Origin of the sequence: Afipia sp. DC4300-2b1 (assembly GCF_049895725.1) — a bacterium.
GTDB lineage: Bacteria > Pseudomonadota > Alphaproteobacteria > Rhizobiales > Xanthobacteraceae > Afipia > Afipia broomeae.
In genome coordinates this window covers 48397-73709 of record NZ_JAFCSX010000003.1, presented here as the reverse complement: position 1 = coordinate 73709, position 25313 = coordinate 48397, and the positions used below count along the sequence as shown (strand labels likewise).

Genomic DNA, 25313 nt, shown 5'->3' with positions numbered 1-25313 from the left:
CACAAGTTTCAGCATGCTTGAAAGTGCGCAGTCAAAAGCAGACCGGCCGACGTCAGTTCAGGCCTGACTAATCGGGTACATCAGCCAGCCTGTTTAACTCAGTCACGTCCTGTGAGCTTTTCAACAACTTGCTCACCATTTCGTAAGCTTTGTTGATTTCGGCCAGCCGGCTTATCTCGGCGTTTGACTGGACATTGGATTTCTCTACCGCACCCTGCAGTACCTTCGCAGAGCCGTCTGAAATTGCAGCTGGAGCGGAGTCCGATCGAAACAGATTGCCACCGACCGCATGCAGATTGCCGCGTTCTGGAAATTGGACCAGTCGCAACCGGCCCAGTTCGCCCAGCTTGGTCGAAATCCGCCCGCTTGCGTCGATACTGATGATGCCAGCTTGGGCGGGCACTGTTACAGCGCCATTTCCAGCCTGAACTGTGTGGCCCTCCATGGTGACCAGCCGGCCAGATTTATCAAGACTGAATGATCCGTCTCGGGTGTATCGCTCTCCCTGAGGGGTTTGAACGACGAAATAGGCATTTCCGTTGATCGCCAGGTCGAGCGGGTTCGTTGTGATCTGGAGCGCCCCGGGCGAATCCGCCGTAAATCCAAATGCAGCATCGACCAGAGAGAGGGGACGTTCGGGTTTGACGCCGACGACCTGACTATTTTCTGGTTTGAGGTACTCTTGAAAGGAAAGATGCTGAGCACGGAACCCGGAAGTTTCGACGTTCGCAATGTTATTTGCCGCGACGTCGAGCTGACGCCTGAGAACCATCAGGCGCGAAAGATGGATAAGCGTGGTCTCGCCCACGGCGGTCCCTTTCACGGCGAATCAAATTAGGCGTATGGCTTGCTACGATGCCGCCGTCGCTACGCAGCGCAATGCGACATCTTGGGTGCACGGCCAGCTCTCACCACTTGGTTCCCGCGTCCAGGCGCGCTCTGCGAACTCAGTGATGGCCGTGGTGTCCGCCATGACCACCGAAATGATGGCCACCGAAGTGGTGTCCGCCGTGATGACCAAAGCCAAACGGTATGAATACAGGTGGTGCGTAACCGTATCCATAGCCGTAATAAGGACTAACGCGATAACGTCGATGCGCGTAGTGCCTATGATGACGATGCCGGCGCATGTGAACGGGCTGCACTTGCTCGCTCGCAGCAATACTTCGCGCATCTATGGCGCTTCCGGAGGCCGGTAAGGCTGCTGCGGGAGTTACGGCTGCGACGCCACTCAAAAGAATAACGCCAGCCGCAATCGTGATGATGGTTTTCATGGCAACGTTCCCTTTCGGTCGATAGCAATCAAGAATCCCGCAAGAGACATAAACTCGGTCACTTCCTGCGTGCCAAATCAATTCCCGTACGGTAGTTGGCGATCACTCCATCAATGCCTATGTATGGCCGAACGTAAGCCACACAAGGTCCCCCTCTTTGCTCTAAGAGATTAGCTGTTATAAAGTCTCATTCGATCGCAAAGGTCCGCCTTATGAAATGGATCAACGGGCATCACGAGTTGAAGAAGCTCAAGTTATTCTTCCTCGTGACGGGATTGGTCGTCGCGATCAGCGCCATCAAGGTGTTTGTTCACTGGATGCAGTTCGAATTCGTGACGCTGAGCACGCTGTTGACCAGCGCAATCGGTGGCGCAATCTTCATCATCGGTTTTCTGCTGTCGGGCGTTCTTTCTGACTACAAAGAATCGGAGCGATTGCCGGCCGACATTCGCGTGGCATTGGAGGCAATCCATGACGACGCTGTCGGTTTCGCCGAGAAGTGTCCGAATTTCAAAGTCGGTCCGCTGCGAACGATACTCGGGAACATCCTGATCGTCTTGCAAAGGGGGCTTGGACACGAGGGGGCCCACAAGGATCTGCGGCCAGCCATCCTCGAAATCGACAAGCTCACTCCGATGATTGCGCAAATGGATATTTTGGGCATGCCGGCGAATTTCATCGTGCGGCTGCGCGGCCAGCAAGATCAACTGCGCAGATGCGTCTTCCGAATCTATCACATTCAAAGCATGCAATTCGTGCCTTCCGTGTACATTTTGGTGAAGACGTTGGTTGCAGCTATCGTGCTGCTTTTGCTGTTCTTGGAGACTGAAGGCTCGCCCGGTACGGCGCTGATTTTTGGCTTTATATCCTATATGTTTGTATATGCGCTTTATCTCATCGAGACGCTTGAGCAGCCGTTCCGCAAAGATCATGACTCGCTCGACGATGTCAGTCTGTTCCTGCTACGCGAGTTCGGAGATAAATTGGACGGATATAAAGATGAGAATCTTGCCAACCGGCCCGTCGCCGGCCCGTGATATCGCAATGGTCGATCCGGCGGCAGGCGACTTCGTGCAGGTCGGGGGCCGGCAGGCCAGTTTCAAATGCGCAGAACCGACTCCGCCGTAACCTGGCGCCAAGTCGGCGCTTCAGCGCAACCATAGTCAGAATGGTAGAACCATTTTATGGTGAGCCGCGCGCCTGTATTACGCTCAATTGTCGCACCGCGATTTTGAACAAAGGATGGCGGATCCATTCATCATTCATTCAAGCGGCGGCAGTCTGGAGGATATCCGTCGCCGAACGGATAGTGTCGGACCGCGCGAAACCGGCATTGGAGCAGACGCTTGCCGATCTGGTCAGCGAATTACTCTATGTTCGCTTCATCGGGAAACTCGGTCCGGCCCCGTCATTGTCCGTCGCGGCCAAACCTAAACAGGTTCGAACGGATACTAGCAAGCACCGACAGTTACGTACGCGGTCACACTGATATGCCTATAACTTGCCGTTCATCACTTATGAGTTCGGTGCGCGTTCGCTTGCTCATGTTCGTATGTAAATGGGGCTATATGCTCATTGTCGCGGCGCGATTCTGAACAAGGCATGCCGGATCCATTCATCATTCGCTCATTCGATCGGCGGCAGTCTGGGAGGAGATCCGCAAGTGTCCGGATTGCCGTTGCTGACCGTCAAGCTCAACCGGCAGACGCTGTCGCGATATGGAATCAGTGTCGGCAACGTCCATCACCTTCATCGAAAGCTGCGCAAGAAGGACATGCCCTGATCGATGCCGTCCGAGAGGGGGCGCTGACGAGGTTGCGGCTTGTACTCATGACGGCACTCGTCGCATCGCTGGGTTTCGTGCCGATGGCGATCGCAACCGGCGCCGGCGCTGACGTACAACGGCTGCTTGCGACCGCGGTCATCGGTGGAATTATCTCATCGACATTACTCACGCTTGTCGTCCTGCCCGCGCTCTACGTTTTGTTCCGGCGTGAAAACGCGAGCGACGAACGACTTCACCCCCCATCCAACGGAATTGCAACACGAAGTACATCGCATTGTTCTTTCCCTCATCTCTAAGACGGCGGCTGTTGTAAATTTCTTATGAGAGCTGTCTGCAGCCATTCTGATTAAGGCATCGATTCGAAGTCTCTACGTGGGCGCCTACGAGGGTCCTAGCGCTTCGATGATGCGGCAATCAGCAATCGTTCCGCACCTGCACTGATTGATCACGCTATCCAACTCGGCCCGGAGGGCCTTTAGGTCGGCGATCTTACGGTCTACCTGTCTGAGATGTTCTCGGGCGATTGCGTCTACAGATTCACAAGATCGCCGCTTTTCGTCGGAAAGGTCGAGCAAGTTACGTACTTGGTCCAATGTGAAGCCCAGCTCTCTTGCGCGGCGTATGAAGCTTAGTCTGACTAGATGCTCCGGAGCGTATGATCGGAAATTCCCTGCCGTGCGACTGGGCGCGGGGAGAAGGCCTATGTTCTCATAGTACCGTATCGTCTCGACCTTGGTGGTGGTTGCCCTGGAGAGGTCGCCGATTTTTAAGACTTGCACGGACATGCGCCCTTGACCCTCTAGTTGCTACAGGGTTTATATGAGCAGTCACGTCGAGAAAGTCGAGGTGACAAATGACAGATCTTTCCGTGCCGAGTCGGCTGACCCATCAGCTCTCTTTCCGCGTGATAGGCCTCGATTGTCAAAACGAGGCCCGTCAACTCAAGAGCGCGGTTGGTCCGCTCGTGGGTGGCGAAGACAACCTCTCCTTTGACACGAAGGCAGGTCGTATGGATGTTGCGCCGGGTGTTTCTCCGGCAATTGATGACATTCTAGTTGCCGTCGCAACCACTGGAATGGTCGCGGAATTGTTACGTGACCAGAAGCTGCCATTGAGTGTGTCGGCGACGGACGCCGCTTGCACCGGCTGCGCCGGCGACGACGTTGCATTCACCGCGCCCGTACCTGCCGCAGCCCCAGACGGAGTGGTGTTCAAGATCCATGGCATGGATTGCGGAGACGAAGTCGCCGCTCTCAAGCGCGAAGTCGGGCCGTTGGTCGGCGAGGACAGGCTTGTATTTGACCTCATCAACGGTCGGATGTCCGTGAGCGGTAATCCCGATGCAGCTATGCTGGCAAGCATCGAGAAGGCTGTTGCGCGGACTGGCATGCGTGCGGAACAGTGGATTGAAGGCCCGAAGACTGAAGGTGCTCTTGCCGAAGATCGAAGGCGTCGCACCCAATCGCTCCTAACGGCAGCCAGCGGAATTCTGACCGCACTTGGCTTTGCCATTCATGCTTCGTCCGCGGGAAGCGTGCTTGCCGCGCTCAGTGAAACTCCTGGGGTGTTCGCACCTGCTCCAATCGCCGCCATCCTGGCGTATGCGCTGGCTGTCGTCTGTGCCATCAGATATGTCGCGCCGAAGGCCCTACTTTCCGCGCGACGTCTGCGGCCTGACATGAATTTGCTGATGGTCATTGCCGTCGCGGGCGCTGTTGCCATTCACCAATGGTTCGAGGCGGCCACCGTCTCATTCTTTTTCGCGCTTGCCCTGGCGCTGGAGGCGTGGAGCCTTGGGCGCGCGCGTCGGGCCGTAGCAGCGCTGATGGAACTGGCTCCGGCCGTCGCGCGCGTGAAGTTTGCAAGCGGAATGGAGAAGGAAGTTCCTGTTGCGGAGGTGTCAATCGGTGCTCACATCGTTGTACGGCCTGGCGATAAAATTCCGCTCGACGGAATCGTCCTGACCGGTGCAAGCGAAGTGAACCAAGCTCCCATCACCGGCGAAAGCGTCCCCGTCTCGATATCGGAAGGTTCTGTGGTCTACGCCGGAACCATCAATGGCGAAGGTGCGCTGGAAATCGAAACCACAAAGGGCGCGCAAGACACCACGCTCGCCCGCATCATCAAAATGGTGGGCTCCGCGCAAAGCCGCCGCGCGCCTTCCGAGCAATGGGTCGAACGCTTTGCCCGAATCTATACGCCGAGCGTCATGGGGCTTGCGGTGGCGGTGTTGGTCATTCCGCCGCTTATATTCGGCGGAGCATGGGACGTATGGTTTTATCGCGCCCTGGTTCTTCTTGTCATCGCGTGCCCCTGCGCGCTCGTCATCTCCACTCCGGTCAGCATCGTGGCGGCTCTGGCTGGTGCCGCAAAACAAGGCGTGCTGGTAAAAGGCGGCGTGCACCTTGAGACACCGTCGAAGCTCAAGGCAATAGCCATGGACAAAACCGGCACGCTGACGCAAGGACGCCCCAAGGTCGTCGAACTCGTCACCTTCAACAATCACAGCGAGGGCGAACTGCTGAAGTTGGCGGCTGCCCTTGAAGCTCGCAGTGAGCACCCTTTGGCCCACGCGATCCTTGAAAAAGCGGCCGAAGCCGGCATTGCGGCGGTCCCCGCCAATGGCGTTCAGGCAGTGCGCGGCAAAGGTGTCGTAGGACGCATCGGCCGGCAAGAAGCTTGGTTAGGGTCTCGTCGCTTTATTGAAGAACATGATAGGCTTTCGAATTCGGCCGAGGCGCTTCAAGCGGCCGATGCTCTTGCAAGTGCTGGGCGCACCGTTATCGGCGTTGGCGATGACCGCGAGATCTGGGGCCTGATTGCCGTCGCTGACGCGGTGAGACCCGAGGCCAAGCGTATTGTGGCCGACCTACACGCGGCAGGTATCGAGCGCGTCGTGATGCTGACTGGCGATAACAAGGCCACTGCCGAAATGATTGCGCGGGAAACTGGCGTCGATGAGGTGCACGCGGAGCTCTTGCCCGAACAGAAGGTCGAGTCTGTTGAAAGGTTGGTTGCGCGGTACGGCCATGTCGGGATGATTGGAGATGGCGTAAACGATGCTCCCGCGATGGCACGCGCAAACGTTGGCATCGCTATGGGAGCAATCGGGTCTGACGCCGCCATTGAGACTGCAGATATTGCCCTCATGCAGGACGATTTATCGCGGCTGCCTTGGCTCATTCGTCATTCCAAGGCCACCTTGGCGATCGTCCGGCAAAACATCGGCTTTTCGCTTGCCGTCAAGTTACTGTTCACGGGTCTGACGATCGTCGGATGGGCGTCCCTATGGGGTGCTATCGCAGCCGATGTCGGAGCCTCGCTGCTGGTCGTGCTGAACGGGCTCCGACTATTAAGCCGCGATCAGTCAGCTCAGACGTAAATCCATCGACGAATAGCCGTGGCCGATTGCCTCTGACTGCAGAGGCGGAACGGTGTGCTCTCACTGAAATAAGCTGGCGGATGAAAGTTCTTGAGTTGATGAGTTATTTGTTGGGCATACACCGATGACGCTTGACCTTTCCGTCGTCGGCATTGTCACGGCGTTCGCGGCCGGAGCGGTCTCGTTCCTATCGCCGTGTGTCCTTCCCCTGGTGCCGGCATACATCTCATATGTCGCAGGTCAAAGCCTCCCACCGGCGGACGGCGATCAATCGGTCCCGGCTCGGCAGCAGCTTCGCGTACTGTTTTTGAGTGTATGCTTTGTCCTCGGATTTACGACGATCTTTGTAGCACTTGGTGCCGGCGCCAACGCCTTGAGCTTGATGCTCGCAGTTTACCGATACGAAATCAATATACTTAGCGGTCTACTGGTAATTCTGTTTGGTATCTTTACGACAAGCCTCTGGCGTCCTGCTTGGATCGAGCGCGACACGCGCGTGCAAATCGCACGGCCGGGAACAGGGCCGGTCTCTGCCTATCTCCTCGGTACTGCATTTGCGTTTGGATGGACGCCCTGCATTGGTCCGGTCCTTGGCGCAATCCTTGCAGTCGCGGCTTCGTCTTCCTCCGGCGCGAGCGGTGTGGCGCTGCTTGCCATTTACTCTCTCGGCCTTGGGTTGCCGTTCGTTCTGGCGGCGCTTTTTTCCAGCAGATTTGTCGGACGCTTGGGAAAATTTGGACGCGCCGGTCGCATTTTGCAGTTGATTGCCGGATTCGTGATGATCGCTATGGGGGTTGCAATGATTACCGGTCATCTCACTGACGTTGCGATCTGGTTCTTCGAAACGTTTCCGATGCTGGGTCAAATTGGCTGAGTAGGCGCGCAGGTGGAGTGTGATAATGCGAGCAACACTGGCGGTGGCTGCAACGTGGTACATCATAGACCAAGCCACCAAATGGTGGATACTCAATCATCTCATGAATCCGCCAGCGGCGATCGGCCTTACGCCGTTTTTTAACATAGTGCTGGGCTGGAATACCGGAGTTAGCTTTGGGCTGTTTGGAGGCCTTGGCGTTCCGGCGTGGATTTTCGTGGCATTCGCGATCGCGATGTCCGCAGCCCTTTTGGTCTGGCTGGGTCGCGCTAACGTCCCATTCGTGCGCGTTGCCATCGGCTTGATCGTCGGTGGAGCGCTCGGGAATGCCACGGACCGCTTACGGCGCGGTGCCGTACCTGATTTTTTGGATTTTCATCTCGGGAATTGGCACTGGCCGGCCTTCAACATGGCCGACGTCGGGATCGTCTGCGGAACATCTCTGCTGATGTTGCATTTCGTCACACAACCGGGCAGGGCCAACACGGCAAGCACACAAGAAGAACGCTGATGTTTGTAAGCACGGCTTGCACTCTATAACGCTTCGGAGTTCGAATTGTCGAAGATCATCGCCACACTTATGGTTTCAGTCCTTCTCCTGGGATGTTCGACGCCTCAATTTGACGCTGCTAAGCATCTGCGGTCGATACCCACGGTCTTATTGTCAGACATGCAGGCCAAGGGAATGACCTCGTCAGACCCGATCTTGGTGCGCATCTTCAAACAGGAAAATGAACTTGAAGTGTGGAAACGCGAGAGCAGCGGCCGTTACGCTTTGCTGAAGACGTACGGCATTTGTCGATGGTCCGGCCAGTTAGGTCCGAAAAATCGGGAAGGAGACCGTCAGGCCCCCGAAGGATTTTATCTCGTTACGCCTAAGCAAATGAACCCTCGCTCGGAGCTCTTTCTTTCATTCGATCTGGGATTTCCGAACGAGGTCGATCGGGCGCACGGTCGATCTGGACGTCATTTGATGGTGCATGGTGAATGCACTTCGAGCGGATGCTACGCGATGACGAATGACGGGATGGCTGAAATATATGCGCTTGCGCGGGAGGCGTTCGCCGGTGGCCAAAAGGGCATCCAAGTTCAAGCATTACCGTTTCGCATGACAGCTGAGAATCTGGCCAAATACCGTGCCGATCCGAATTTTGCGTTTTGGAAGAACCTGAAGGAAGGTTCGGATCATTTCGAGGTTGTGCGTCACGAGCCTACAGTTGACGCGTGCGGCGGGAACTACGTTTTCAATGCGAGCGCGCCTCGGGGCCCGCTTCGCGCCTCTCGGCCCTGCCCGGAATTGGTGTATGAACCAGAAACAGCGGCACTTGTTGAGGAAAAGCAACGCAACGACACCCAACAGGTAGCTCAGCTCGTGCGCGCCGGTACTGGTGCATTCAAACGCGTTTATCTCGATGGAGACATGCACAAAAGTTATCGGCGCTTATTGGACGCGGCACCCTCATCATATGCGAGCTTCAACGTCGCCGAGGTCAGTCGGCTGGAGGCGCTAAAGGGAGAGCCGCTAGAAATGCCAATCCAATAACATATTACTTTACGAGCGTTGAGATGGGAATCTGGGGAGGTCGCGAAGCGAGCACGGTCAGCTGCACGGCATTAAGGAGCGTGAAAATTCAAGCCGCTGAAAAGTGCGGCGGCTGGCCAAAGAAGGTTTCCGATTCCGCTTCATAACGAGCCAATGCGAGAGAGAATGGACACTCGAAGTATCAAGGTTATTCTGGAGAACCGGCAAATCGGTATTTATTTTGGTACCGTCGTGGTGGCAGGCATAAGCGCCTTGCTTCTCCCTGGCACGACTACTCTTGAGGCCAGTGTCAATCCTGCGCTCGCACTGATGCTGTTCGTGACCTTTCTACAGGTACCGCTTGCAGACCTCAGGCAACATTTCGCTCGGCTCGATTTCCTCGCAGCTCTGCTCATCGCGAACTTCATCGCCGTTCCGCTTCTCGTAGCGGCGCTTGTTCAACTCCTCCCTGCTGGCTCTATGGAGCGACTTGGTGTGCTCTTGGTGCTGCTCACTCCTTGCATCGATTACGTCGTGACGTTTTCACATCTGGGCCGAGCCGATGCCCATTTGTTGCTGGCGACGACACCGGCCCTGCTTATTCTGCAAATGCTGCTGCTACCGATTTATCTTGGTCTGTTGCTCGGAGAAGATGCCGCCGGTCTCGTGCAGTTCGGGCCGTTCGTCCATGCATTCGTGTGGTTGATTGCTGTTCCTCTCGTTCTCGCTGCCGTCGTGCAGTTATGGGCTGCGAGCAGCAACGCCATTACTCGGGTGTCAACGGTGTTGGGGATGCTGGCGGTGCCGGCGACAGCGCTTGTCCTGTTCGTGGTCACCGCCGCCGTGGTGCCGCGGCTTGGGTCGGCAATGAATGCTGTGTTGCACGTGCTTCCAATTTATGTAGCGTTCGCGGTTTCCGCGCCCTTGATCGGTTGGAGCATTGGGCGACTGTTCCGTCTCGATGCGCCGGCCGGTCGATCAGTTGCCTTCAGTGCTGCTACACGGAATTCGCTCGTGGTGCTACCAATTGCATTTGCAATACCCGGCGCAGTCCCGGTATTGCCTGCCGTCATTGTAGCGCAGACGCTTGTCGAGCTGGTCAGCGAACTACTCTATGTTCGCTTCATCGGGAAACTCGGTCCGGCCCAGTCATTGTCCGTCGCGGCCAAACTTGAACAGATGCGAACGGATAGTGGCAAACACAGACAGTCACGTACGCGGTCACACTGACATGCCTATAACTTGCCGTTCATCACTTATGAGTTCGGTGCGCGTTCGCTTGCTCATGTTCGTATGTAAATGGGGCTACCGGTTAACGATTCGGGCGCGAAACTGGCGGGAGCCACTAATACAGGAGGCCGCGCTACGTTCAGGCGAGCGAGTCCTGGAGGTGAGCGCGGAGGGGTGCAGCTTGTGCGAGGTGCTTGCACGTCAGTATCCCGCAGTACATTTTTCTGCCGTACAGCCTGCGGGATTAAACACGAGCGTCCGCAACGCCTTAAGCAATCTCGAGCTTTTGCACGGGAATCAGCACTGCATCAATTGCCGTGCTGCATCATTCGACAAGGTGATCTTATCGCTCGCGCTGCATCCTTTACGGCTGAGTGATAAGGTTGCCCTCCTCAAGGAAATGAGGCGAGTATTGCGGCACGGCGGTACACTGCACATTGCCGACTTCGACCAACCGCTGCACCCGCGAGAGATCCACGCACTTCGCGGCACCGGCTATTTGTTCGGCTCTGAGACCGCGAAGTCCCATCTCGACGGCAGTTGGTTGAACTTAATCAAGAAGACAGGGTTTGATGGTGTGCGTCGCGTGAACACCGTTTCCGAGATGGTCGGCCGCATCGCCATAATCTGCGCACGCCGCAACTGAGCCGTTGCGGTGCCGAATATTTTTAACTCTCTATTTGGTTTAAATTTTCGCCAGCATTCCGGAATCAGACTGATGCAATGGCTGAACCGGCGGCAGGCAACTTCGTGTAGGTCGGGGACCGACAGGACAGCTTCAGATGCGCAGCACAGGCTCGGCCGTTCGCATTTCCTCGTCCTCAATCTGAATCGTCACATGATCGATCTTGAATTTCTCCTCGAGAACGGCCTTTGCGTTCATCAGGATTGCCCGTGCGTCTTTCATGTCGGTGACAACCACGTGGCCGGTCAATGAATCCGTTCCGGATGTAATGGTCCAGACGTGCAAATCATGAATGGCGGTCACACCGGGAATTTCCAGCAATGCCTTTTCAAGTGAAGGCACATCAACTTCGACCGGAACCCCCTCCATCAGGATATGGACGGCTTGCTTCAACAGCGTCCAGGTTCGGGGCACGATAAACAGGCCGATGCCGGCGCCGATGATGGGATCGGCCAAGGTCCAGCCGGTGTACATGATGATCAGGGCGGCGGCGATCACCCCCAGCGAACCGAGCATATCGCTGAGCACCTCGAAATAGGCACCCTGGACGTTGAGGCTTTCCGAAGAACCAGCCGAAAGCAGCTTCATGCTGATGAGATTGACGACAAGGCCGACCGCCGCGACGGCAAGCATCGGTCCGCTGAGAATTTCGGGCGGCGACAGAAATCGTTTGTAAGCCTCATAAAGAATGTAAACCGTCAGGAGCAACAGCACCACGGCATTGGTCAATGCGGCGAGGATTTCAGTGCGCAGATAGCCATACGTCTTTTGTGGAGTTGTGGACTTCTGGGCGAAGTAAATCGCAAACAACGCCAGAGCTAGGCCGCCGGCGTCGGTTCCCATGTGCGCGGCGTCGGCGATCAGCGCAAGACTTCCGGTCCAAATCCCGCCGACGATTTCGGCGGTCATGTAAGTCAAGGTCAGCGCGAGCGCGATATAGAGAGGTTTCCGGTGTCGGCCAGCCGCCGATGGGATAGCTCCTCCGTGCGAATGACCTTCACCCATGTATGTGCCTCAAAGTGTCGCAATCGACTGACTGAACCACCGCTAGGGTAGTTTCGGGTGAAAATCAAACTCGAGAAGCTGATTTCAGGCACTTTGTGATAGTGTTCAGTAACGGAATTTGCTATTCGGACCATATGGAACATCGGGCCAGCCGGAATCTATTTGATCAACGAGCGCTGCGCATTCGCCCGGCGCTGGTGATGTTCCTGGCGTTCGTTTATCTTTTTGTTGGACTGGCCCATGCGACCGCGCATGTGAACGAAACGATCACAGGTTTCAAGGTCATTCCAACAACGATTGCGCTTGAAGCGAGTTTGGCAACGGACGGTCTCGACGACGGAAACTCCGAAAAATTGTCCGCCGGCGGTGAGTATTGTCAAGTCTATGCACCGATTTTAGTGCCGGTCCTGGCCCGGGTTGCTACTCCTTCGGCTCAGCTTATTGGGCCACGATTCAGGGAACCGACGCTCCTGGTCGAAGACCACCCCCGGCTCGACACGCCACCCCCCAAAAATCTGATCTGAACGTTGTCGTAGCGACGCGGCTCTCTCGCGTCGCCGTTTCTCCGTTTTCAGGTCAGTATTATGTCTTTCGTCCGAACGGCTTTGCGCGTGATTTGCGCATTGCTTATGATAACAATTCCCGCTGCAGCCACCGAACCGCGTCCCACGCGCTCCATTTCGCTGCCGCAGGCCCTGCAGCGGGCGCTGTCGGCTAATCCGCGCTTAACAGCCGCTGAACGCGATATCGGGATAGCAGGGGGGCTTCGCATTCAGGCTGGAGCGTTGCCTAATCCTGACGTTTCCTTTGAACTGGATAGTGCCCTTGGCTCGGGTCCCTACAAGGGAACGCGATCTGCCGAGACAACTTTACAGCTCAGCCAACTCGTCGAGCTTGGAGGGAAGCGCGAAGCTCGTCTTGCCGCCGGCGAAGCCGGCGTAGGAAGCGCGGTCTGGCAAAGGCGCGCGACGCGTCTCGAAGTCCTCTCGGAAACCGCGATCGCGTTCATCACGATTATCAGCGCCCAACGCCGGATCGAGATCTTCGACGAGCAGATTGCAAGCTTCGATACGCTCATTCCACTGCTTCAAAAACACGTCCAGGAGGGCGCTTCGTCGCCAGCCGAGACCCTGCGGGCCCAGGTCGCGGCCGATCTGTTTCGAGTCGAACGCGAGCGGTCGAAAACGCTATTGGCGACAGCGCGGCGGGATCTGGCCATCCTGATGGGCGACAGCAGTCCGCGTTTCGGAACCGCGGTCGGGCGGCTTGCGAATATTGGCCAGCCACCTTCTTTTCAGGCGGTCGTCAACGCCATCGAAGCCAATCCCCAGCTCATGCGGTGGACTGCCGTCACTGCCCAGCGCAATGCCGAACTGCTCATCGCGCGCCTAAAAGCGATCCCTGACCCGCGCATTTCGGCGGGTTGGCGGCATTATCAGGACACCAACGACAACGCCGTGCGCTTGGGCGTCTCGATTCCGTTGCCGATCTTCGACCAAAACACCGGCAACATCATCGCGGCCCAGGAGTCGTTGGCAAAGACCAATGCCGAGCGCGCCATCAACAAGCTCGTCCTCATCAGCATCGCGGGCCGTGCCTACGACACGCTGACTGGAGCGCTTGCGGAACTCAAGCTGCTGCGGTCTTCGGTCATCCCGAAGGCGCGCAGCGCTTCTGAGACTATCCTGAGCGGCTACACGCAAGGCAGGTTCACCTTGCTCGAGCTGCTCGACGTCCGGGGCTCGGTTTTGCAGGCGCTCCTTCGCGAGCAGGAGGCCTTGCAGAATTTCCATATCGCCATCGCGACGATCGAAGGTCTCGTCGGTAACCCGTTTTCGCTAACCCGCGAGAGTTCAAGATGATCAAAGGACTAATTCGGTACTCGGTGTTTTTGCTAGTTGTCGGGACGCTTGCTTATGGCGGCTATCGGTTGCTGGCGCCGGCAACTCCCAAACCAGGCTCGACGGAAAAGGTGGAAAAGGAAGAACATTCCGAAGGGGTCGAAATGAGCGACGCCAAAGTGGCCGCAGCCGGTATCGAACTTGCCAAGGCATCACCCGGCGTCTTGCGCGATAGCCTGCTGTTGAACGGCGTTGTCCAGCCAAACCAGGAATCGCTGGTGCAGGTCACGCCGAGATTTCCCGGAATCGTGCGCGAAACCCGCAAGCGGGTCGGCGATCGCGTCCAAAAGGGCGATGTTCTTGCGATCGTCGAGAGCAACCAGAGCCTTACGCCTTATGAACTGAAGGCGTCTCTCGCGGGTACGGTGATCGATCGCCAGACCACACTGGGCGAATACGTTTCCGAGCAAAAGCCGGCGTTTGTTATCGCGGATCTGTCGACCGTCTGGGTGGATCTTTCTGTCTACCGCCGCGATCTGAACCGCGTCAGCGTCGGCGACCAGGTTTTTGTCGATCCGGCCGACGGTGGTCCGCCGATCGAAACGAAGATTGCCTATCTGGCTCCAATGGGAAGCAGCGACACCCAGAGCGCAATCGCGAGAGCCATCGTGCTAAATTTAGATCAACGGCTGCGTCCGGGCCTATTCATTACTGGTCGGCTGTCGTTGTCGGCGAAGAAGGTGAATGTCGCGGTGAAATCGTCCGCGCTGCAGACAGTGGAAAATCGAACCGTCGTGTTCGTCCGCAACGGCGACAAGTTTGAAGTCCGCGATGTCGAACTCGGCGGGCGCGACCCGGAAATCGTCGAAATAGCATTCGGCCTTGTGGAGGGCGACGTCTATGCCGCCCAGAACAGTTTTATCGTCAAGGCAGAGATGGCGAAAGGATCGGCTTCGCATGAACACTGATCGCGACATGATGCTGGTAACAGCGCTGATTAGGCCGCACATGGAAGGGCACGTGGTGCGCATGCTTCACGACCTGCCTGACTTTCCGGGTTTCACATTCACCGAAACCCGCGGTCAGGGGCGAGGACGAGGGCAAGGCGGTGCCTATGTCTCGTCTGAATTCGATCTCACATATCATAATTTTCTCGAACTCCGGCTGGTGTGCCGACCCGAACTGGCCGATGAGATTCGTGACCGCATCGCGTCTGCAGCCTGGACCGGAAGGAAGGGAGATGGCGTCGTGTTCATAACCCCCATCCATTCTTTCGCTCGCATCCGGGAAATCGGCAAACGTCCGGAGAAGTCCAATGATTGACGGTATCCTTTCGTTTTCCATCCGCCAGAGGTGGCTGGTGATGATCGGTGCTGTGCTCATGGCAGCGTTCGGAGCGTGGAATTTCACGCGCCTGCCGATCGATGCGGTGCCCGACATCACCAACGTTCAGGTTCAGATCAATACCAGCGCCCCGGGCTACTCACCGCTTGAGGTGGAACAGCGGATCACGTTTCCGATCGAAACCGGTATGGGCGGTCTTCCTAACCTGCTTAACACTCGGTCGCTTTCCCGATACGGGCTGAGCCAGGTAACCGTCGTCTTTAAAGACGGCACCGACATTTATTTCGCGCGACAACTCGTCAATGAGCGCATTCAGCAGGTCAAGGACAGCCTGCCCACGGGTGTCGAAACGGCGATGGGCCCGATTTCGACCGGTCTTGGAGAAATCTATCTGTATACGGTTGAGGCCAAGCCAGGAGCGCTCAAACCCAGCGGCGAGGAATTCACCCCGACGGATCTGCGGACAATTCAGGACTGGATCATCAAACCGCAACTGCGAAACACTTCGGGCGTAATCGAAGTCAACACCATCGGCGGCTTCGAGAAGCAGTTTCATGTGCTTCCTGATCCGGCGCAATTGATGGCCTACAAACTTAGCTTTCGCGACATCATGTCCGCGCTTGCTGCCAATAATGCCAATGTCGGCGCCGGATATATCGAGCGCAACGGCGAGCAATATCTGGTGCGCACGCCCGGACAAGTCGCCAACATCGAAGAGATCAAGCAGGTGGTCATCGGGTCGCGCAATGGCGTGCCAGTTCGTATTTCCGACGTTGCCGACGTGAAAGAGGGCAAGGATCTTCGAACCGGCGCGGCCACGCTGAACGGCAAAGAAATGGTGCTGGGCACCGCGATGCTTCTGATCGGCGAGAACAGTCGTACGGTTGCGCAGCGCGTTGCCGCGAAGCTCGAACAGATCGGCCGGTCGCTTCCGGAAGGCGTGACGGCCCGCGCGATCTACGACCGTACCCATCTCGTTGAAGCCACGATCGCAACCGTGGAAAAGAATCTCGTGGAAGGTGCGCTTCTCGTCATCGTCATTCTGTTTTTGATCCTCGGGAACTTCAAGGCGGCGATCGCAACGGCGTTCGTGATCCCGTTGTCCATGCTGTTCACCGTCACGGGAATGTTCGAAAACAAGGTCAGCGCCAACCTGATGAGCTTGGGTGCAATCGATTTCGGTATCATCATCGATGGCGCCGTCATCATCGTCGAAAACTGTCTGCGCTTGCTGGCGCATGAGCAGCAAAAATTGGGCCGCGTTCTCAAACGCGAAGAGCGTTTCGCGACGATTCTGGAGGGATCACGCGAAGTTATCCGTCCAAGCCTGTTCGGCACTCTCATCATCGCGGTCGTCTACCTGCCCGTCCTCACGCTGACCGGCGTCGAGGGCAAGATGTTCACGCCGATGGCTCTCACGGTGCTGATGGCGTTGCTTGGCGCCAGCATCCTGTCGATGACGTTCGTACCTGCCGCGGTCGCGCTGCTGGTAACTGGCCGAGTGTCGGAGAAAGAGAACTGGTTCATGCGCGGCTCGCGCCGCATCTATGTTCCCCTGTTATCGAAGTCAATCCAGCATCGCGGCATGATTGCGTTCCTGGCCGCGTTCCTGGTCATTATTAGCGGCTTCGCGGCGTCCAAAATGGGCGGCGAGTTCATCCCGAGCCTGGACGAGGGAGATGTCGCCCTGCAGGCGATTCGTATTCCAGGCACAAGCCTAACGCAGTCGCTCGAGATGCAACAAATGCTCGAGAAGCGCCTTCTCAAGATACCTGAGGTGAAGGAAACTTTCGCCCGTACTGGCGTTGCAGAAGTTGCAACCGATCCGATGCCGCCTTCGATCTCCGATGGCTACGTGATGCTCAAGCCGCGTGAACAGTGGCCGGATCCGAAGAAGCCAAAGAGTGAGGTCGTCACAGCCATCGAGAAAGCTGCCGAAGAAATCGCGGGCAGCAGCTACGAACTCTCGCAGCCGATTCAGTTGCGCTTCAATGAATTGATTTCGGGGGTTCGCAGCGATGTCGGCGTCAAGATCTTCGGCGACGATCTGGAGGTTCTGGCTCAAGTTGCTGCACAGGTTCAGGCTGTCATACAGAACGTCCAGGGCGCGGCCGATGTCAAGACCGAGCAGATTTCGGGGCTGCCGGTACTGACTGTCAAGCTCAATCGTGCGGCGTTGTCGCGCTACGGCATCAGCGTCGCGGACGTTCAAAATCTCGTCGAGATCGCTGTCGGCGGTAAGAGTGCTGGTCTGGTTTTCGAGGGCGATCGGCGCTTCGAACTGGTTGTGCGGCTTCCGGAGCGCTTGCGCACAAATTTGGAAGCGATCAGGTCGCTTCCGATACCGCTGCCTCCGCTCGACGGGCAGGCGAAGGCGATGACGACGCGCGCAGTTTGGGGAAATTCTCCGCTCGCCCAGATCAGATACGCCCCGTTGTCCGAACTTGCCCAGATCGATGTCGCGCCGGGCCCCAATCAGATCAGTCGCGAGGACGGCAAGCGCCGAATCGTTGTTTCCGCGAACGTGCGGGGACGGGACCTGGGATCGTTCGTTGCCGATGCGCAAAGCCAGATCGCCGAGAAAGTGAAGATTCCGGCAGGCTATTGGGTCGGGTGGGGCGGTCAGTTTGAGCAACTGGTCTCCGCAACGCAGCGATTGACCATCGTTGTGCCAATCGCGCTACTTCTGATCTTTCTGCTGCTCTTCATGAGCTTGGGTTCGATGCCTGACGCGCTCTTGGTGTTCAGCGGCGTTCCGCTCGCATTGACCGGCGGCATACTTGCGCTCTTGCTTAGGGGCATTCCTCTTTCGATCAGCGCAGGCATTGGATTTATCGCGCTGTCCGGTGTCGCCGTGCTTAACGGGCTGGTGATTATCACCTTCATCGAAAAGCTGCGCTCCGAAGGTCACGCGATCATAGATGCTGTCAGAGAGGGCGCATTGACGAGGCTGCGGCCCGTCCTCATGACGGCGCTTGTTGCGTCGCTCGGCTTCGTGCCGATGGCGGTTGCCACCGGCGCCGGAGCAGAAGTTCAAAGGCCGCTGGCGACCGTCGTAATCGGCGGAATTATTTCATCGACACTTCTCACGCTTCTTGTCCTGCCGGCGCTCTACGTTCTTTTCCGGCGTGAGAACGGCGAGAGGGGCGAAGGACCTCAACCCACAACCAATGGAGTTACAACATGAAATACATTGCAATCATTGTGCTGTCCCTCATCTGGTCGGTGCCGTCTTTCGCGCAACATTCCCATGGAAGCCAAAAGGGACCGAATGGCGGGCAGATGGAGGATGTCGCAGGAGTTGAAGCAGAACTGGTTACATCCGGAAGCACAATCATGATCAACGTCTTTGACGAAAGCAAAAAGCCGGTTTCCACAAAGGGCTTCACGGGCGCCGCTCTTATTGCCATGGGAGCGGGGCGCGAGACGGTCACACTTGCGCCATCGGGAGAGAACGCATTGAAGGGCGAGGCAAAGGCCCCGATTGCCGCGGGCGCGACGATCACGCTGACCATCAAGACAGCCGACGGAAAATCAGGCCAGGCGAAATTCAAGAAATAGGATGATTAAACGAGGATAGCGGTTCATGGCGATAAGGTCAGGCTTTCGTCCCATCGGCCTAGAGAATCCGGCGCATCGCACCATATGCTCCGCTCTCCCAAGCGTCTTTCGTTTGTGCTTCCCATGGACCGTGGGAATGTTTTTCCTGACAGCCGCTGGTTCATGGTCTGCAGTTCAGGCGCAATCTTCCCAAGCCAAGATTGTCGGGCTGGGCGCAACGACGTGTCAGCGTTTCAGCATTGATATTAGATCCAACCCTATCCTTCGTCGCGACTATCTGGCTTGGGCACAAGGCTTCATGAGTGGAATTCTGTCGAGCAGACCCAGCGGTGTCGATGAACAACTCGACCTCAATCCGGTCACGTTCGATCTCGTAAACCAGTTGCATTTCCTCGAAGATCACTGCGCTCAGAACTCGGCGATCAATTTTTCCGACGCCGTCGCGGCGTTATATAAAAGGCTGCGCAAAGAAGGCAAAACATGATCAGCCACACAACCAAAAGCCCGCCCATGGCCGGCACCCCACGCAGTTTGCGCCTCGGTGTCGAGGGGATGGACTGTGCCTCTTGCGCCACGAAGATCGAAAACGCCCTGCAACGGATGCCCGGTGTTGGCGACGTAACGGTCTCAGTACGTCGGGGCACGGTGACAGTTAGTCATGACGGTAAAGCGGAAAACGAAAAGATTCAAAACCAGATCTCGGATTTGGGCTATCGAATCACGCGCGTGGAAGAGCTTGCAGCCAAGCCCGCTGGTGATGAGACGGATGATGGAACGCTCCCGGCTTCTTACGACCAACTCCATTCGCACGTTGATGGGGCCGGTTCGAGCAACCAGGCTTGGTGGCGAACCCGCAAGGGGATGCTCACCATTGCGTGCGGCTTGGCCTTGGCCTCGGCTTTTCTACTGGGCAAATTCTTTCCTGCTACAGAGCGTTGGGCATTCCTTTTCGCCATGATGGTCGGGCTCGTTCCAATCGCGAAGCGCGCGCTATCTGCAGCGCGGGCTGGCACGCCATTCTCGATCGAAATGTTGATGTCAGTCGCCGCCGTGGGTGCGGTGATCATTGGAGCAACCGAAGAGGCCGCGACTGTTGTCTTCCTGTTCCTGATTGGCGAACTCTTGGAAGGCGTGGCCGCAAGTCGCGCCCGTGCCAGCATCCAGGACTTGACCAAGCTTGTTCCGAAAACGGCCCGGCTGGAAGAAAATGGGTTGGTTCGCGAGGTGCAGGCGGACAGTCTTTCGGTCGGAGCGATCATCCAATCCGACCCGGCGATCGCATCCCGGCCGACGGCGTCATCCTTTCTGGAGAAAGCGGGATCGACGAAGCGCCGGTGACCGGCGAAAGCACACCGGTCCGAAAGGGACCTGGGGAAATCGTATTTGCCGGTACCGTCAACGGTGATGGCTTGCTGCGTGTGCGCGTCACGGCCGCAGCTTCCGACAATACGATCGCGCGTGTCGTCCGATTAGTCGAGGAAGCTCAAGAATCGAAGGCTCCGACAGAGCGCTTCATTGATCGCTTTTCCCGGTACTACACCCCCGGTGTGGTGGTTGTTGCGGCCTTGATCGCCGTCGTTCCGCCACTCCTGTTCGGCGGTGTCTGGAGTAACTGGATTTATAAGGGGCTTGCCATCCTCCTGATTGGCTGCCCATGCGCGCTGGTGATTTCGACGCCGGCCGCCATTGCCGCAAGCTTATCCGCAGGGGCAAGGCGGGGGCTCTTGATGAAGGGCGGCGCCGTACTCGAGCAGATCGGCAAGATCACCGTCGCGTGCTTTGACAAGACCGGGACATTGACCGCCGGTAAGCCCCAGGTCACGGACATCATCGGCTATGGACGCACCGAAACGGACGTATTGCGGTTTGCCGCCGCGCTCGAGTTGGGTTCGAGCCACCCCCTCGCCACAGCCATTCTAGCGAAAGCAACCGAGCGGGAGCTATCGTTGCCGCCGACGTCCGACGCCAACGCGATGGGCGGAGTAGGCGTTCGTGCTATGGTGGAGGGGGTTGAGGTGTTCGTCGGATCTCCGAAGGCCGCTGGTGAACGGGCTCCGATGACACCAGAGCAAAGGACGCAGATTTCTGCGCTCAATCATGAGGGAAAGACGGTTTCCATCGTTCTGGTCGGGCATGAAGTGGCTGGCGCAATCGCGATGCGCGACGAGGTCCGACCGGACGCAAGAGCAGGCCTGAAGGCACTGACCGAGATGGGCATCAAGACGGTCATGCTGACTGGAGATAATCGCAGAACGGCAAATGCAATCGGCGAGCGTCTTGGAATCGAGGTTCAGGCGGAATTGCTGCCTGAGGACAAGCAGAGGATCGTTGCTCAGTTTCAGAAAGCGGGCTGGTCAGTTGCGAAAATTGGAGACGGCATCAACGATGCCCCCGCGCTGGCCGCCGCAGATGTTGGCATCGCCATGGGCGGAGGCACCGACGTCGCGCTCGAGACCGCCGACGCCGCTGTGCTTCACGGTCGCGTCGCAGACGTCGCGGCGATGGTCGATCTGTCAAAGCGCACTATGATCAACATCAAGCAGAACATTGCTGTCGCACTTGGTTTGAAGGTCGTATTCCTCGTGACGACGGTCGTCGGTTTGACGGGTCTGTGGCCGGCCATTCTCGCGGATACTGGCGCTACGGTTCTGGTGACCATAAACGCCTTGCGCCTGTTGGCGCCGCCCAAACTTTAATGATGTGGAAGAACTGCAAGCAGTTTTGTTTCAACGGAAGGAAAGCAGATGGGTTTCGATCAGTATCACGAGCCGCCGGAAGAGCTTTCACAGGAAACTCGTACTTTCGCGCGGATGATCACATCTCTGATCGAGGAGGCGGAAGCCATCAGTTGGTACGAACAGAGAATCTCTGTCGAAAAGGACAAGAACGCCAAGGCGATTATGGCAAACGCGCAGAAGGAGGAGTTCAAACATTTCGGAATGAACCTCGAATTTCTTCTCCGAAAAAAGCCGGACTGGCGTGCGGAGCTACAAGGGATTCTGTTCACGAAGGGCGACATCGTCAAACTAGGCGAGAAGGCGGAGAAGAAAGTCGATTAGACAAACGCGGTGTCGGTCTTGGGGTATCATGAACGAAGGAAAGTTTTTAGAGCCGGCATAATCTCTTTCGGAGATGCGGCGATCTCCTGCACAGTCCGGAGTCTCAGTTCCACTGGAGCCTTGCTGGAAATTAGGGGCCCAGCAGGAGTTCCGAAGAAATTTACTCTTGTAATTGCCGCAGACGAGTTTCGGCGAGCTTGTCGAGTTATTTGGATGACGGAAAAGAGGCTCGGCGTGGTGTTCGAACCGATCTGACTTAGGGGGCCGATTCTGCTAGACTGTAGGAGGATGCAATGCTGCATTTATTCATCGTACTCATGGTGTGTCTGACCGTAACCGGAGCAAATGCGCGCGCGGCAGGAATGGCACAGGGCAAATTCTCCCCGCTCTCAGATGAACGCCTGCAACAGCTGCCGCCAGCGATTCACAAGGCGTTCAAAGCGGCGCAGCGTCGCTGCATGGACGACTCGATAAATGTTCGAACGGGATATCTGCGATACATTAAAGGCTCGAGGGGCGAAGAGTTCGTCGCAATCCACTTCGATCAGTTTGGTTGTTCCAATCGAGATGCTCTTTGTTCGCCGAAGGGTTGTCCTCATCGTGTCTTCCTTTCCAGAGGAGGCACGTTTCGCGAAGTTTGGCGAGGAGATGTACTCGAAATCGATATGTCGATCGACTCAGGTGTGCCGTCGATCGATGTCGATTGCAGCCGAGACGGGTCGTTTTGTCGCTATCAGATGCGTTGGAATGGTAAGCGGTTTCGCTGAGGTTTCTAGATGCAAACAGGCGCCAGCAATGGCGGAACATCTACTGCGCATCGCGCCTCTCAAACCGCTTAGCCGGCAGAGTAGGCGGACTTGGCGCAATTTTTTCGGGGCAGGCGCGCATGTGAAGCGAGTAACGTCCCCATCGACCAATGCGGATCGATGGTTTTCTTTTGCGCAATGATCCGGATCAGTTCGAAGAATTCCAGATGGTTATGACGGTAGTCACGTGACATGGGATGTTGAAACGAGAAGCGGGCCGGTAGCGAATATAAAGCCGCCAGCACTCCGAAGACCCGGGCAAGCCACGGCAGCAAGCCAGGTAAAGCGATTTGTATTTGTCCGACTGAAGGACTCGAATATCTTAGGTCTTCAGGTAGAAGCGGTGGGCGCAGAAAAAGTGCGCCCCATGACCATCAAGCTCCCAGACCAAGCGATCCGGGAGCGAAAGCCTCCTTGATCAAGTAAGATCAAAGATGCATGGCCCGCAACCGCAGCGCGTTGCCGACAACACTCACGGATGACAGAGCCATGGCCGCTGCGGCGATAATCGGTGAGAGCAACAATCCGAAGGTCGGATAAAGGATCCCCGCAGCGACCGGGATTCCTGCTGCGTTGTAAATGAAAGCGAAGAATAGATTTTGCCGGATATTGCGCATTGTCGCTTGAGAGAGGCGGCGAGCGCGGACAATTCCGCCCAGATCGCCTTTCAAGAGCGTCACGCCTGCACTTTCCATAGCGACGTCCGTGCCCGTGCCCATCGCAATTCCAACTTCTGCCGCAGCGAGGGCAGGGGCATCGTTTACTCCGTCGCCGGCCATTGCGACGATGCGTCCGGCCTTCTGCAGCTTGATTACAACCGCGCTCTTTTGATCTGGAAGCACCTCTGCCTCCACGTCGACAATGCCAAGCTGCTTTGCGACCGCGTTCGCCGTGGTCCGGTTGTCGCCAGTCAGCATAATGACCTGGATGCCTTCCGCTGCAAGCGCCTTCAATGCATTCGGCGTCGATTCCTTTACCGGATCGGCAATGGCAAAAATTCCCGCCAGCTTACCATCGACAGCAATATTTATGACGGTTGCTCCCTCTCCGCGCAGCCGTTCGGCTTCTGAGTCCAATGCCTGTGTTTCGGTACCGACTGAATTCAAATAGGCGGCGTTTCCAAGAAGCACGACTTTGCCTTCCACTTTGCCGGTGACGCCTTTGCCCGTCGGCGAGTTGAAATCCTCCACGTTGCTTAAACTGAGATTCCGCTCCTTGGCAGCACGTACGATGGCGTCCGCGAGAGGATGCTCGCTCGACCGTTCGACGCTGGCCGCCAGTTGCAGAATGTCAGACTCCTCAAATCCGGCGGCAGGGACGATCGAAATGACCTTCGGCTTACCTTCAGTCAGCGTTCCTGTTTTGTCGATTACCAGCGTGTCGACCTTCTCCATGCGCTCCAGCGCTTCGGCGTTCTTGATCAATACGCCCGCCTGGGCGCCGCGGCCAACGCCGACCATGATCGACATCGGCGTGGCAAGTCCCAGCGCACAAGGACACGCGATGATAAGGACGCTGACCGCCGCGACAAGGCCGAATGCAAGGCGCGGTTCGGGTCCAAAAAGCGCCCAGGCGCCGAAGGCGACAAGTGCCACGACAATGACCGCCGGCACGAACCAGCCGGCCACTTGGTCGGCAAGGCGCTGGATCGGCGCACGCGAACGCTGTGCTTGCGCGACCATCTGCACGATTTGGGAAAGCAGGGTGTCTCGCCCGACCTTCTCAGCCTGCATCACGAAGCTGCCGGATTGATTGAGCGTGCCCGCGATCACCTTGGCCCCGGGCTCTTTGGTGACGGGCATAGACTCCCCGGTAACGAGGGATTCGTCCAACGACGAACGTCCTTCTACAATGACACCATCCACCGGCACCTTCTCTCCCGGCCGAACGCGAAGTTTGTCACCCACGTTCAGGCTGTCGAGCGGAACCTCGTGGTCCGCACCGCTCTCGTCCACCTGGCGCGCAATCTTCGGCGCTAGATCGAGCAGCGCTTTGATGGCTCCGGACGTCGCCTCGCGGGCACGCAGTTCCAGGACCTGTCCGAGCAGGACGAGCACGGTAATGACGGCGGCGGCCTCGAAGTAAACGGCAACAGCTCCGTCATGACCGCGGAACGTCGGTGGAAAGATGCCGGGTGCGAGGGTTGCAACAACACTGTAGGCGTAGGCGACGCCAACGCCCATCGCAATCAGTGTGAACATGTTCAGATTGCGGGTGACGAGCGATTGCCAGCCGCGCACGAAGAACGGCCAACCTGCCCAAAGGACCACGGGCGTCGCAAAGGCAAGCTGGATCCAGTTTGATAACGTCTGGTCGATCCAGCGATGGCTGCCGACCAGATGGCCGCCCATTTCCAAGACGATGACCGGCAAAGCCAGCCCGAGCCCCACCCAAAAGCGTCGGTTCATATCTGCCAGTTCGGGATTGGGTGCAGCATCCAAGGTGACCAATTCCGGCTCGAGCCCCATCCCACAGATCGGGCAGCTCCCGGGTCCGATCTGGCGGATCTCCGGATGCATAGGGCAGGTATAGATCGTACCTTCCGGGACGTCGGATTGCTGAGGTCGCGTCTTGTCGAGATACTGCTCCGGCGAGGCCGCGAACTTCGTCCGGCAGCCTGCCGAACAAAAATGATAGGTCTGACCGTAGTGCTCGACCCGATGCTTACTGGTGGCTGGATCGACTGTCATCCCGCAAACGGGGTCCACCACGGTGGTCGTAGCAATGCCATTACCGTGATGGTGATGGTGATCCCCATGGTCATGTTTGGTGAGATCTCGGCTTTCGCCACAGCACCCGGTCTGTGCAGGTTCTTGCAAAGCCGTAGATGCCTTAGAGGAGCAGCAGCATCCCGAACCGCTTGAGCCGCCTTCCGTATTTGCATTTTTCGACGCGGTCATCTAAGTCTCCATCATCACTTGTAACCTATACCATGTAGGGGTAT

General features: G+C 57.1%; 23 protein-coding genes and 2 pseudogenes. 19 read left to right on the top strand and 6 right to left on the bottom strand.

Annotated features, from left to right (window positions below; translation table 11 throughout):
* Positions 1–67: 67 nt before the first annotated feature.
* Together ACP7AL_RS12720 and ACP7AL_RS12715 are read right to left on the bottom strand one after the other, a co-directional pair.
* Positions 68–808, bottom strand: a complete 741-nt coding sequence (locus ACP7AL_RS12720) for a flagellar hook-basal body complex protein (protein ID WP_425991793.1) — start codon at positions 806–808, stop codon at positions 68–70.
* Between the two features lie 139 nt (positions 809–947).
* Complete coding sequence (locus ACP7AL_RS12715) at positions 948–1274, bottom strand: hypothetical protein (protein ID WP_425991791.1); 327 nt, start codon at positions 1272–1274, stop codon at positions 948–950.
* Positions 1275–1486: 212 nt separating this feature from the next.
* Between ACP7AL_RS12715 and ACP7AL_RS12710 the strand changes: the two genes are divergently transcribed.
* Positions 1487–2311: a hypothetical protein gene (locus ACP7AL_RS12710; RefSeq protein ID WP_425991789.1), complete on the top strand. Its 825-nt coding sequence runs from the start codon at positions 1487–1489 to the stop codon at positions 2309–2311.
* Between the two features lie 730 nt (positions 2312–3041).
* Positions 3042–3356: pseudogene (locus ACP7AL_RS12705) on the top strand (efflux RND transporter permease subunit); the annotation flags it as partial.
* An 84-nt stretch (positions 3357–3440) separates the two neighbouring features.
* Here the strand turns inward: ACP7AL_RS12705 and ACP7AL_RS12700 are convergent.
* On the bottom strand, positions 3441–3845 hold the full coding sequence (locus ACP7AL_RS12700) for a MerR family transcriptional regulator (protein ID WP_029659689.1): 405 nt from the start codon (positions 3843–3845) through the stop codon (positions 3441–3443).
* Positions 3846–3913: 68 nt separating this feature from the next.
* Between ACP7AL_RS12700 and ACP7AL_RS12695 the strand changes: the two genes are divergently transcribed.
* The 6 genes from ACP7AL_RS12695 (at position 3914) to ACP7AL_RS12670 (ending at position 10714) form a co-directional block, all read left to right on the top strand.
* Positions 3914–6442: a heavy metal translocating P-type ATPase gene (locus ACP7AL_RS12695; RefSeq protein WP_425991787.1), complete on the top strand. Its 2529-nt coding sequence runs from the start codon at positions 3914–3916 to the stop codon at positions 6440–6442.
* A gap of 124 nt (positions 6443–6566) precedes the next feature.
* The gene (locus tag ACP7AL_RS12690) at positions 6567–7316 is read left to right on the top strand and encodes a cytochrome c biogenesis CcdA family protein (protein WP_024575738.1); all 750 of its coding nucleotides are present in this window, start codon (positions 6567–6569) and stop codon (positions 7314–7316) included.
* Positions 7317–7341: 25 nt separating this feature from the next.
* Entirely contained in the window at positions 7342–7827 is a 486-nt protein-coding gene (gene lspA / locus ACP7AL_RS12685; RefSeq protein ID WP_034461930.1) for a signal peptidase II, read from the top strand.
* Positions 7828–7872: 45 nt separating this feature from the next.
* Positions 7873–8859 (top strand): L,D-transpeptidase family protein, encoded by a 987-nt coding sequence (locus ACP7AL_RS12680; RefSeq protein ID WP_024575740.1) that lies wholly within the window; start codon positions 7873–7875, stop codon positions 8857–8859.
* A 165-nt stretch (positions 8860–9024) separates the two neighbouring features.
* Entirely contained in the window at positions 9025–10068 is a 1044-nt protein-coding gene (locus ACP7AL_RS12675) for an arsenic resistance protein (RefSeq protein ID WP_425991783.1), read from the top strand.
* Complete coding sequence (locus ACP7AL_RS12670; RefSeq protein ID WP_343206151.1) at positions 9953–10714, top strand: class I SAM-dependent methyltransferase; 762 nt, start codon at positions 9953–9955, stop codon at positions 10712–10714. The genes ACP7AL_RS12675 and ACP7AL_RS12670 overlap by 116 nt, the downstream gene beginning before the upstream one ends.
* Before the next feature lie 132 nt (positions 10715–10846).
* Here ACP7AL_RS12670 and ACP7AL_RS12665 read toward each other — a convergent pair whose 3' ends face one another.
* A complete protein-coding gene (locus tag ACP7AL_RS12665; RefSeq protein WP_024575743.1) occupies positions 10847–11758 on the bottom strand; it encodes a cation diffusion facilitator family transporter in 912 nt (303 codons plus the stop codon).
* 134 nt (positions 11759–11892) lie between these two features.
* On the opposite strand from ACP7AL_RS12665, the gene ACP7AL_RS12660 reads away from it, so the two are divergent.
* From ACP7AL_RS12660 to ACP7AL_RS12610, 11 genes and pseudogenes are all read left to right on the top strand, one after another.
* On the top strand, positions 11893–12282 hold the full coding sequence (locus ACP7AL_RS12660) for a hypothetical protein (RefSeq protein WP_024575744.1): 390 nt from the start codon (positions 11893–11895) through the stop codon (positions 12280–12282).
* 60 nt (positions 12283–12342) lie between these two features.
* A complete protein-coding gene (gene ihpA, locus ACP7AL_RS12655; RefSeq protein ID WP_425991780.1) occupies positions 12343–13620 on the top strand; it encodes a divalent metal ion exporter subunit IhpA in 1278 nt (425 codons plus the stop codon).
* Complete coding sequence (gene ihpB / locus ACP7AL_RS12650; RefSeq protein WP_425991778.1) at positions 13617–14567, top strand: divalent metal ion exporter adaptor subunit IhpB; 951 nt, start codon at positions 13617–13619, stop codon at positions 14565–14567. Before ihpA ends, ihpB begins: the two co-directional genes overlap by 4 nt.
* The gene (locus tag ACP7AL_RS12645; RefSeq protein WP_002714836.1) at positions 14557–14922 is read left to right on the top strand and encodes a P-II family nitrogen regulator; all 366 of its coding nucleotides are present in this window, start codon (positions 14557–14559) and stop codon (positions 14920–14922) included. The genes ihpB and ACP7AL_RS12645 overlap by 11 nt, the downstream gene beginning before the upstream one ends.
* Entirely contained in the window at positions 14915–18130 is a 3216-nt protein-coding gene (locus ACP7AL_RS12640; protein ID WP_024575745.1) for an efflux RND transporter permease subunit, read from the top strand. The genes ACP7AL_RS12645 and ACP7AL_RS12640 overlap by 8 nt, the downstream gene beginning before the upstream one ends.
* The gene (locus ACP7AL_RS12635) at positions 18127–18504 is read left to right on the top strand and encodes a hypothetical protein (protein ID WP_002714838.1); all 378 of its coding nucleotides are present in this window, start codon (positions 18127–18129) and stop codon (positions 18502–18504) included. Before ACP7AL_RS12640 ends, ACP7AL_RS12635 begins: the two co-directional genes overlap by 4 nt.
* Positions 18505–18640: 136 nt before the next feature.
* Positions 18641–18988, top strand: a complete 348-nt coding sequence (locus ACP7AL_RS12630; protein ID WP_034461932.1) for a hypothetical protein — start codon at positions 18641–18643, stop codon at positions 18986–18988.
* A 26-nt stretch (positions 18989–19014) separates the two neighbouring features.
* Positions 19015–21200, top strand: a pseudogene (locus ACP7AL_RS12625) (heavy metal translocating P-type ATPase).
* 48 nt (positions 21201–21248) lie between these two features.
* Complete coding sequence (locus tag ACP7AL_RS12620) at positions 21249–21563, top strand: hypothetical protein (RefSeq protein ID WP_002714842.1); 315 nt, start codon at positions 21249–21251, stop codon at positions 21561–21563.
* Between the two features lie 9 nt (positions 21564–21572).
* Complete coding sequence (locus tag ACP7AL_RS12615; RefSeq protein WP_425991774.1) at positions 21573–21818, top strand: PilZ domain-containing protein; 246 nt, start codon at positions 21573–21575, stop codon at positions 21816–21818.
* Positions 21819–21856: 38 nt separating this feature from the next.
* Complete coding sequence (locus ACP7AL_RS12610) at positions 21857–22330, top strand: hypothetical protein (protein WP_157170044.1); 474 nt, start codon at positions 21857–21859, stop codon at positions 22328–22330.
* Positions 22331–22398: 68 nt separating this feature from the next.
* Here ACP7AL_RS12610 and ACP7AL_RS12605 read toward each other — a convergent pair whose 3' ends face one another.
* Together ACP7AL_RS12605 and ACP7AL_RS12600 are read right to left on the bottom strand one after the other, a co-directional pair.
* On the bottom strand, positions 22399–22644 hold the full coding sequence (locus tag ACP7AL_RS12605) for a hypothetical protein (RefSeq protein WP_152528602.1): 246 nt from the start codon (positions 22642–22644) through the stop codon (positions 22399–22401).
* A 153-nt stretch (positions 22645–22797) separates the two neighbouring features.
* Positions 22798–25269, bottom strand: coding sequence for a heavy metal translocating P-type ATPase (locus tag ACP7AL_RS12600; protein WP_425991771.1), 2472 nt, complete (start codon positions 25267–25269; stop codon positions 22798–22800).
* Positions 25270–25313: the final 44 nt, after the last annotated feature.

What these genes read in the sequence shown, in the direction of transcription:
- ACP7AL_RS12665 (WP_024575743.1), bottom strand. Translation starts at nt 11,758, where the DNA reads ATGGGTGAAGGTCATTCGCACGGAGGAGCTATCCCATCGGCGGCTGGC.
- ACP7AL_RS12710 (WP_425991789.1), top strand. Translation starts at nt 1,487, where the DNA reads ATGAAATGGATCAACGGGCATCACGAGTTGAAGAAGCTCAAGTTATTC.
- ACP7AL_RS12630 (WP_034461932.1), top strand. Translation starts at nt 18,641, where the DNA reads ATGTTTTTCCTGACAGCCGCTGGTTCATGGTCTGCAGTTCAGGCGCAA.
- ACP7AL_RS12695 (WP_425991787.1), top strand. Translation starts at nt 3,914, where the DNA reads ATGACAGATCTTTCCGTGCCGAGTCGGCTGACCCATCAGCTCTCTTTC.
- ACP7AL_RS12690 (WP_024575738.1), top strand. Translation starts at nt 6,567, where the DNA reads ATGACGCTTGACCTTTCCGTCGTCGGCATTGTCACGGCGTTCGCGGCC.
- ACP7AL_RS12635 (WP_002714838.1), top strand. Translation starts at nt 18,127, where the DNA reads ATGAAATACATTGCAATCATTGTGCTGTCCCTCATCTGGTCGGTGCCG.
- ACP7AL_RS12640 (WP_024575745.1), top strand. Translation starts at nt 14,915, where the DNA reads ATGATTGACGGTATCCTTTCGTTTTCCATCCGCCAGAGGTGGCTGGTG.
- ACP7AL_RS12660 (WP_024575744.1), top strand. Translation starts at nt 11,893, where the DNA reads ATGGAACATCGGGCCAGCCGGAATCTATTTGATCAACGAGCGCTGCGC.
- ihpB (WP_425991778.1), top strand. Translation starts at nt 13,617, where the DNA reads ATGATCAAAGGACTAATTCGGTACTCGGTGTTTTTGCTAGTTGTCGGG.
- ACP7AL_RS12715 (WP_425991791.1), bottom strand. Translation starts at nt 1,274, where the DNA reads ATGAAAACCATCATCACGATTGCGGCTGGCGTTATTCTTTTGAGTGGC.
- ACP7AL_RS12645 (WP_002714836.1), top strand. Translation starts at nt 14,557, where the DNA reads ATGAACACTGATCGCGACATGATGCTGGTAACAGCGCTGATTAGGCCG.
- ACP7AL_RS12700 (WP_029659689.1), bottom strand. Translation starts at nt 3,845, where the DNA reads ATGTCCGTGCAAGTCTTAAAAATCGGCGACCTCTCCAGGGCAACCACC.
- ACP7AL_RS12675 (WP_425991783.1), top strand. Translation starts at nt 9,025, where the DNA reads ATGGACACTCGAAGTATCAAGGTTATTCTGGAGAACCGGCAAATCGGT.
- lspA (WP_034461930.1), top strand. Translation starts at nt 7,342, where the DNA reads ATGCGAGCAACACTGGCGGTGGCTGCAACGTGGTACATCATAGACCAA.
- ACP7AL_RS12610 (WP_157170044.1), top strand. Translation starts at nt 21,857, where the DNA reads ATGCTGCATTTATTCATCGTACTCATGGTGTGTCTGACCGTAACCGGA.
- ACP7AL_RS12600 (WP_425991771.1), bottom strand. Translation starts at nt 25,269, where the DNA reads ATGACCGCGTCGAAAAATGCAAATACGGAAGGCGGCTCAAGCGGTTCG.
- ACP7AL_RS12620 (WP_002714842.1), top strand. Translation starts at nt 21,249, where the DNA reads ATGGGTTTCGATCAGTATCACGAGCCGCCGGAAGAGCTTTCACAGGAA.
- ACP7AL_RS12670 (WP_343206151.1), top strand. Translation starts at nt 9,953, where the DNA reads ATGTTCGCTTCATCGGGAAACTCGGTCCGGCCCAGTCATTGTCCGTCG.
- ihpA (WP_425991780.1), top strand. Translation starts at nt 12,343, where the DNA reads ATGTCTTTCGTCCGAACGGCTTTGCGCGTGATTTGCGCATTGCTTATG.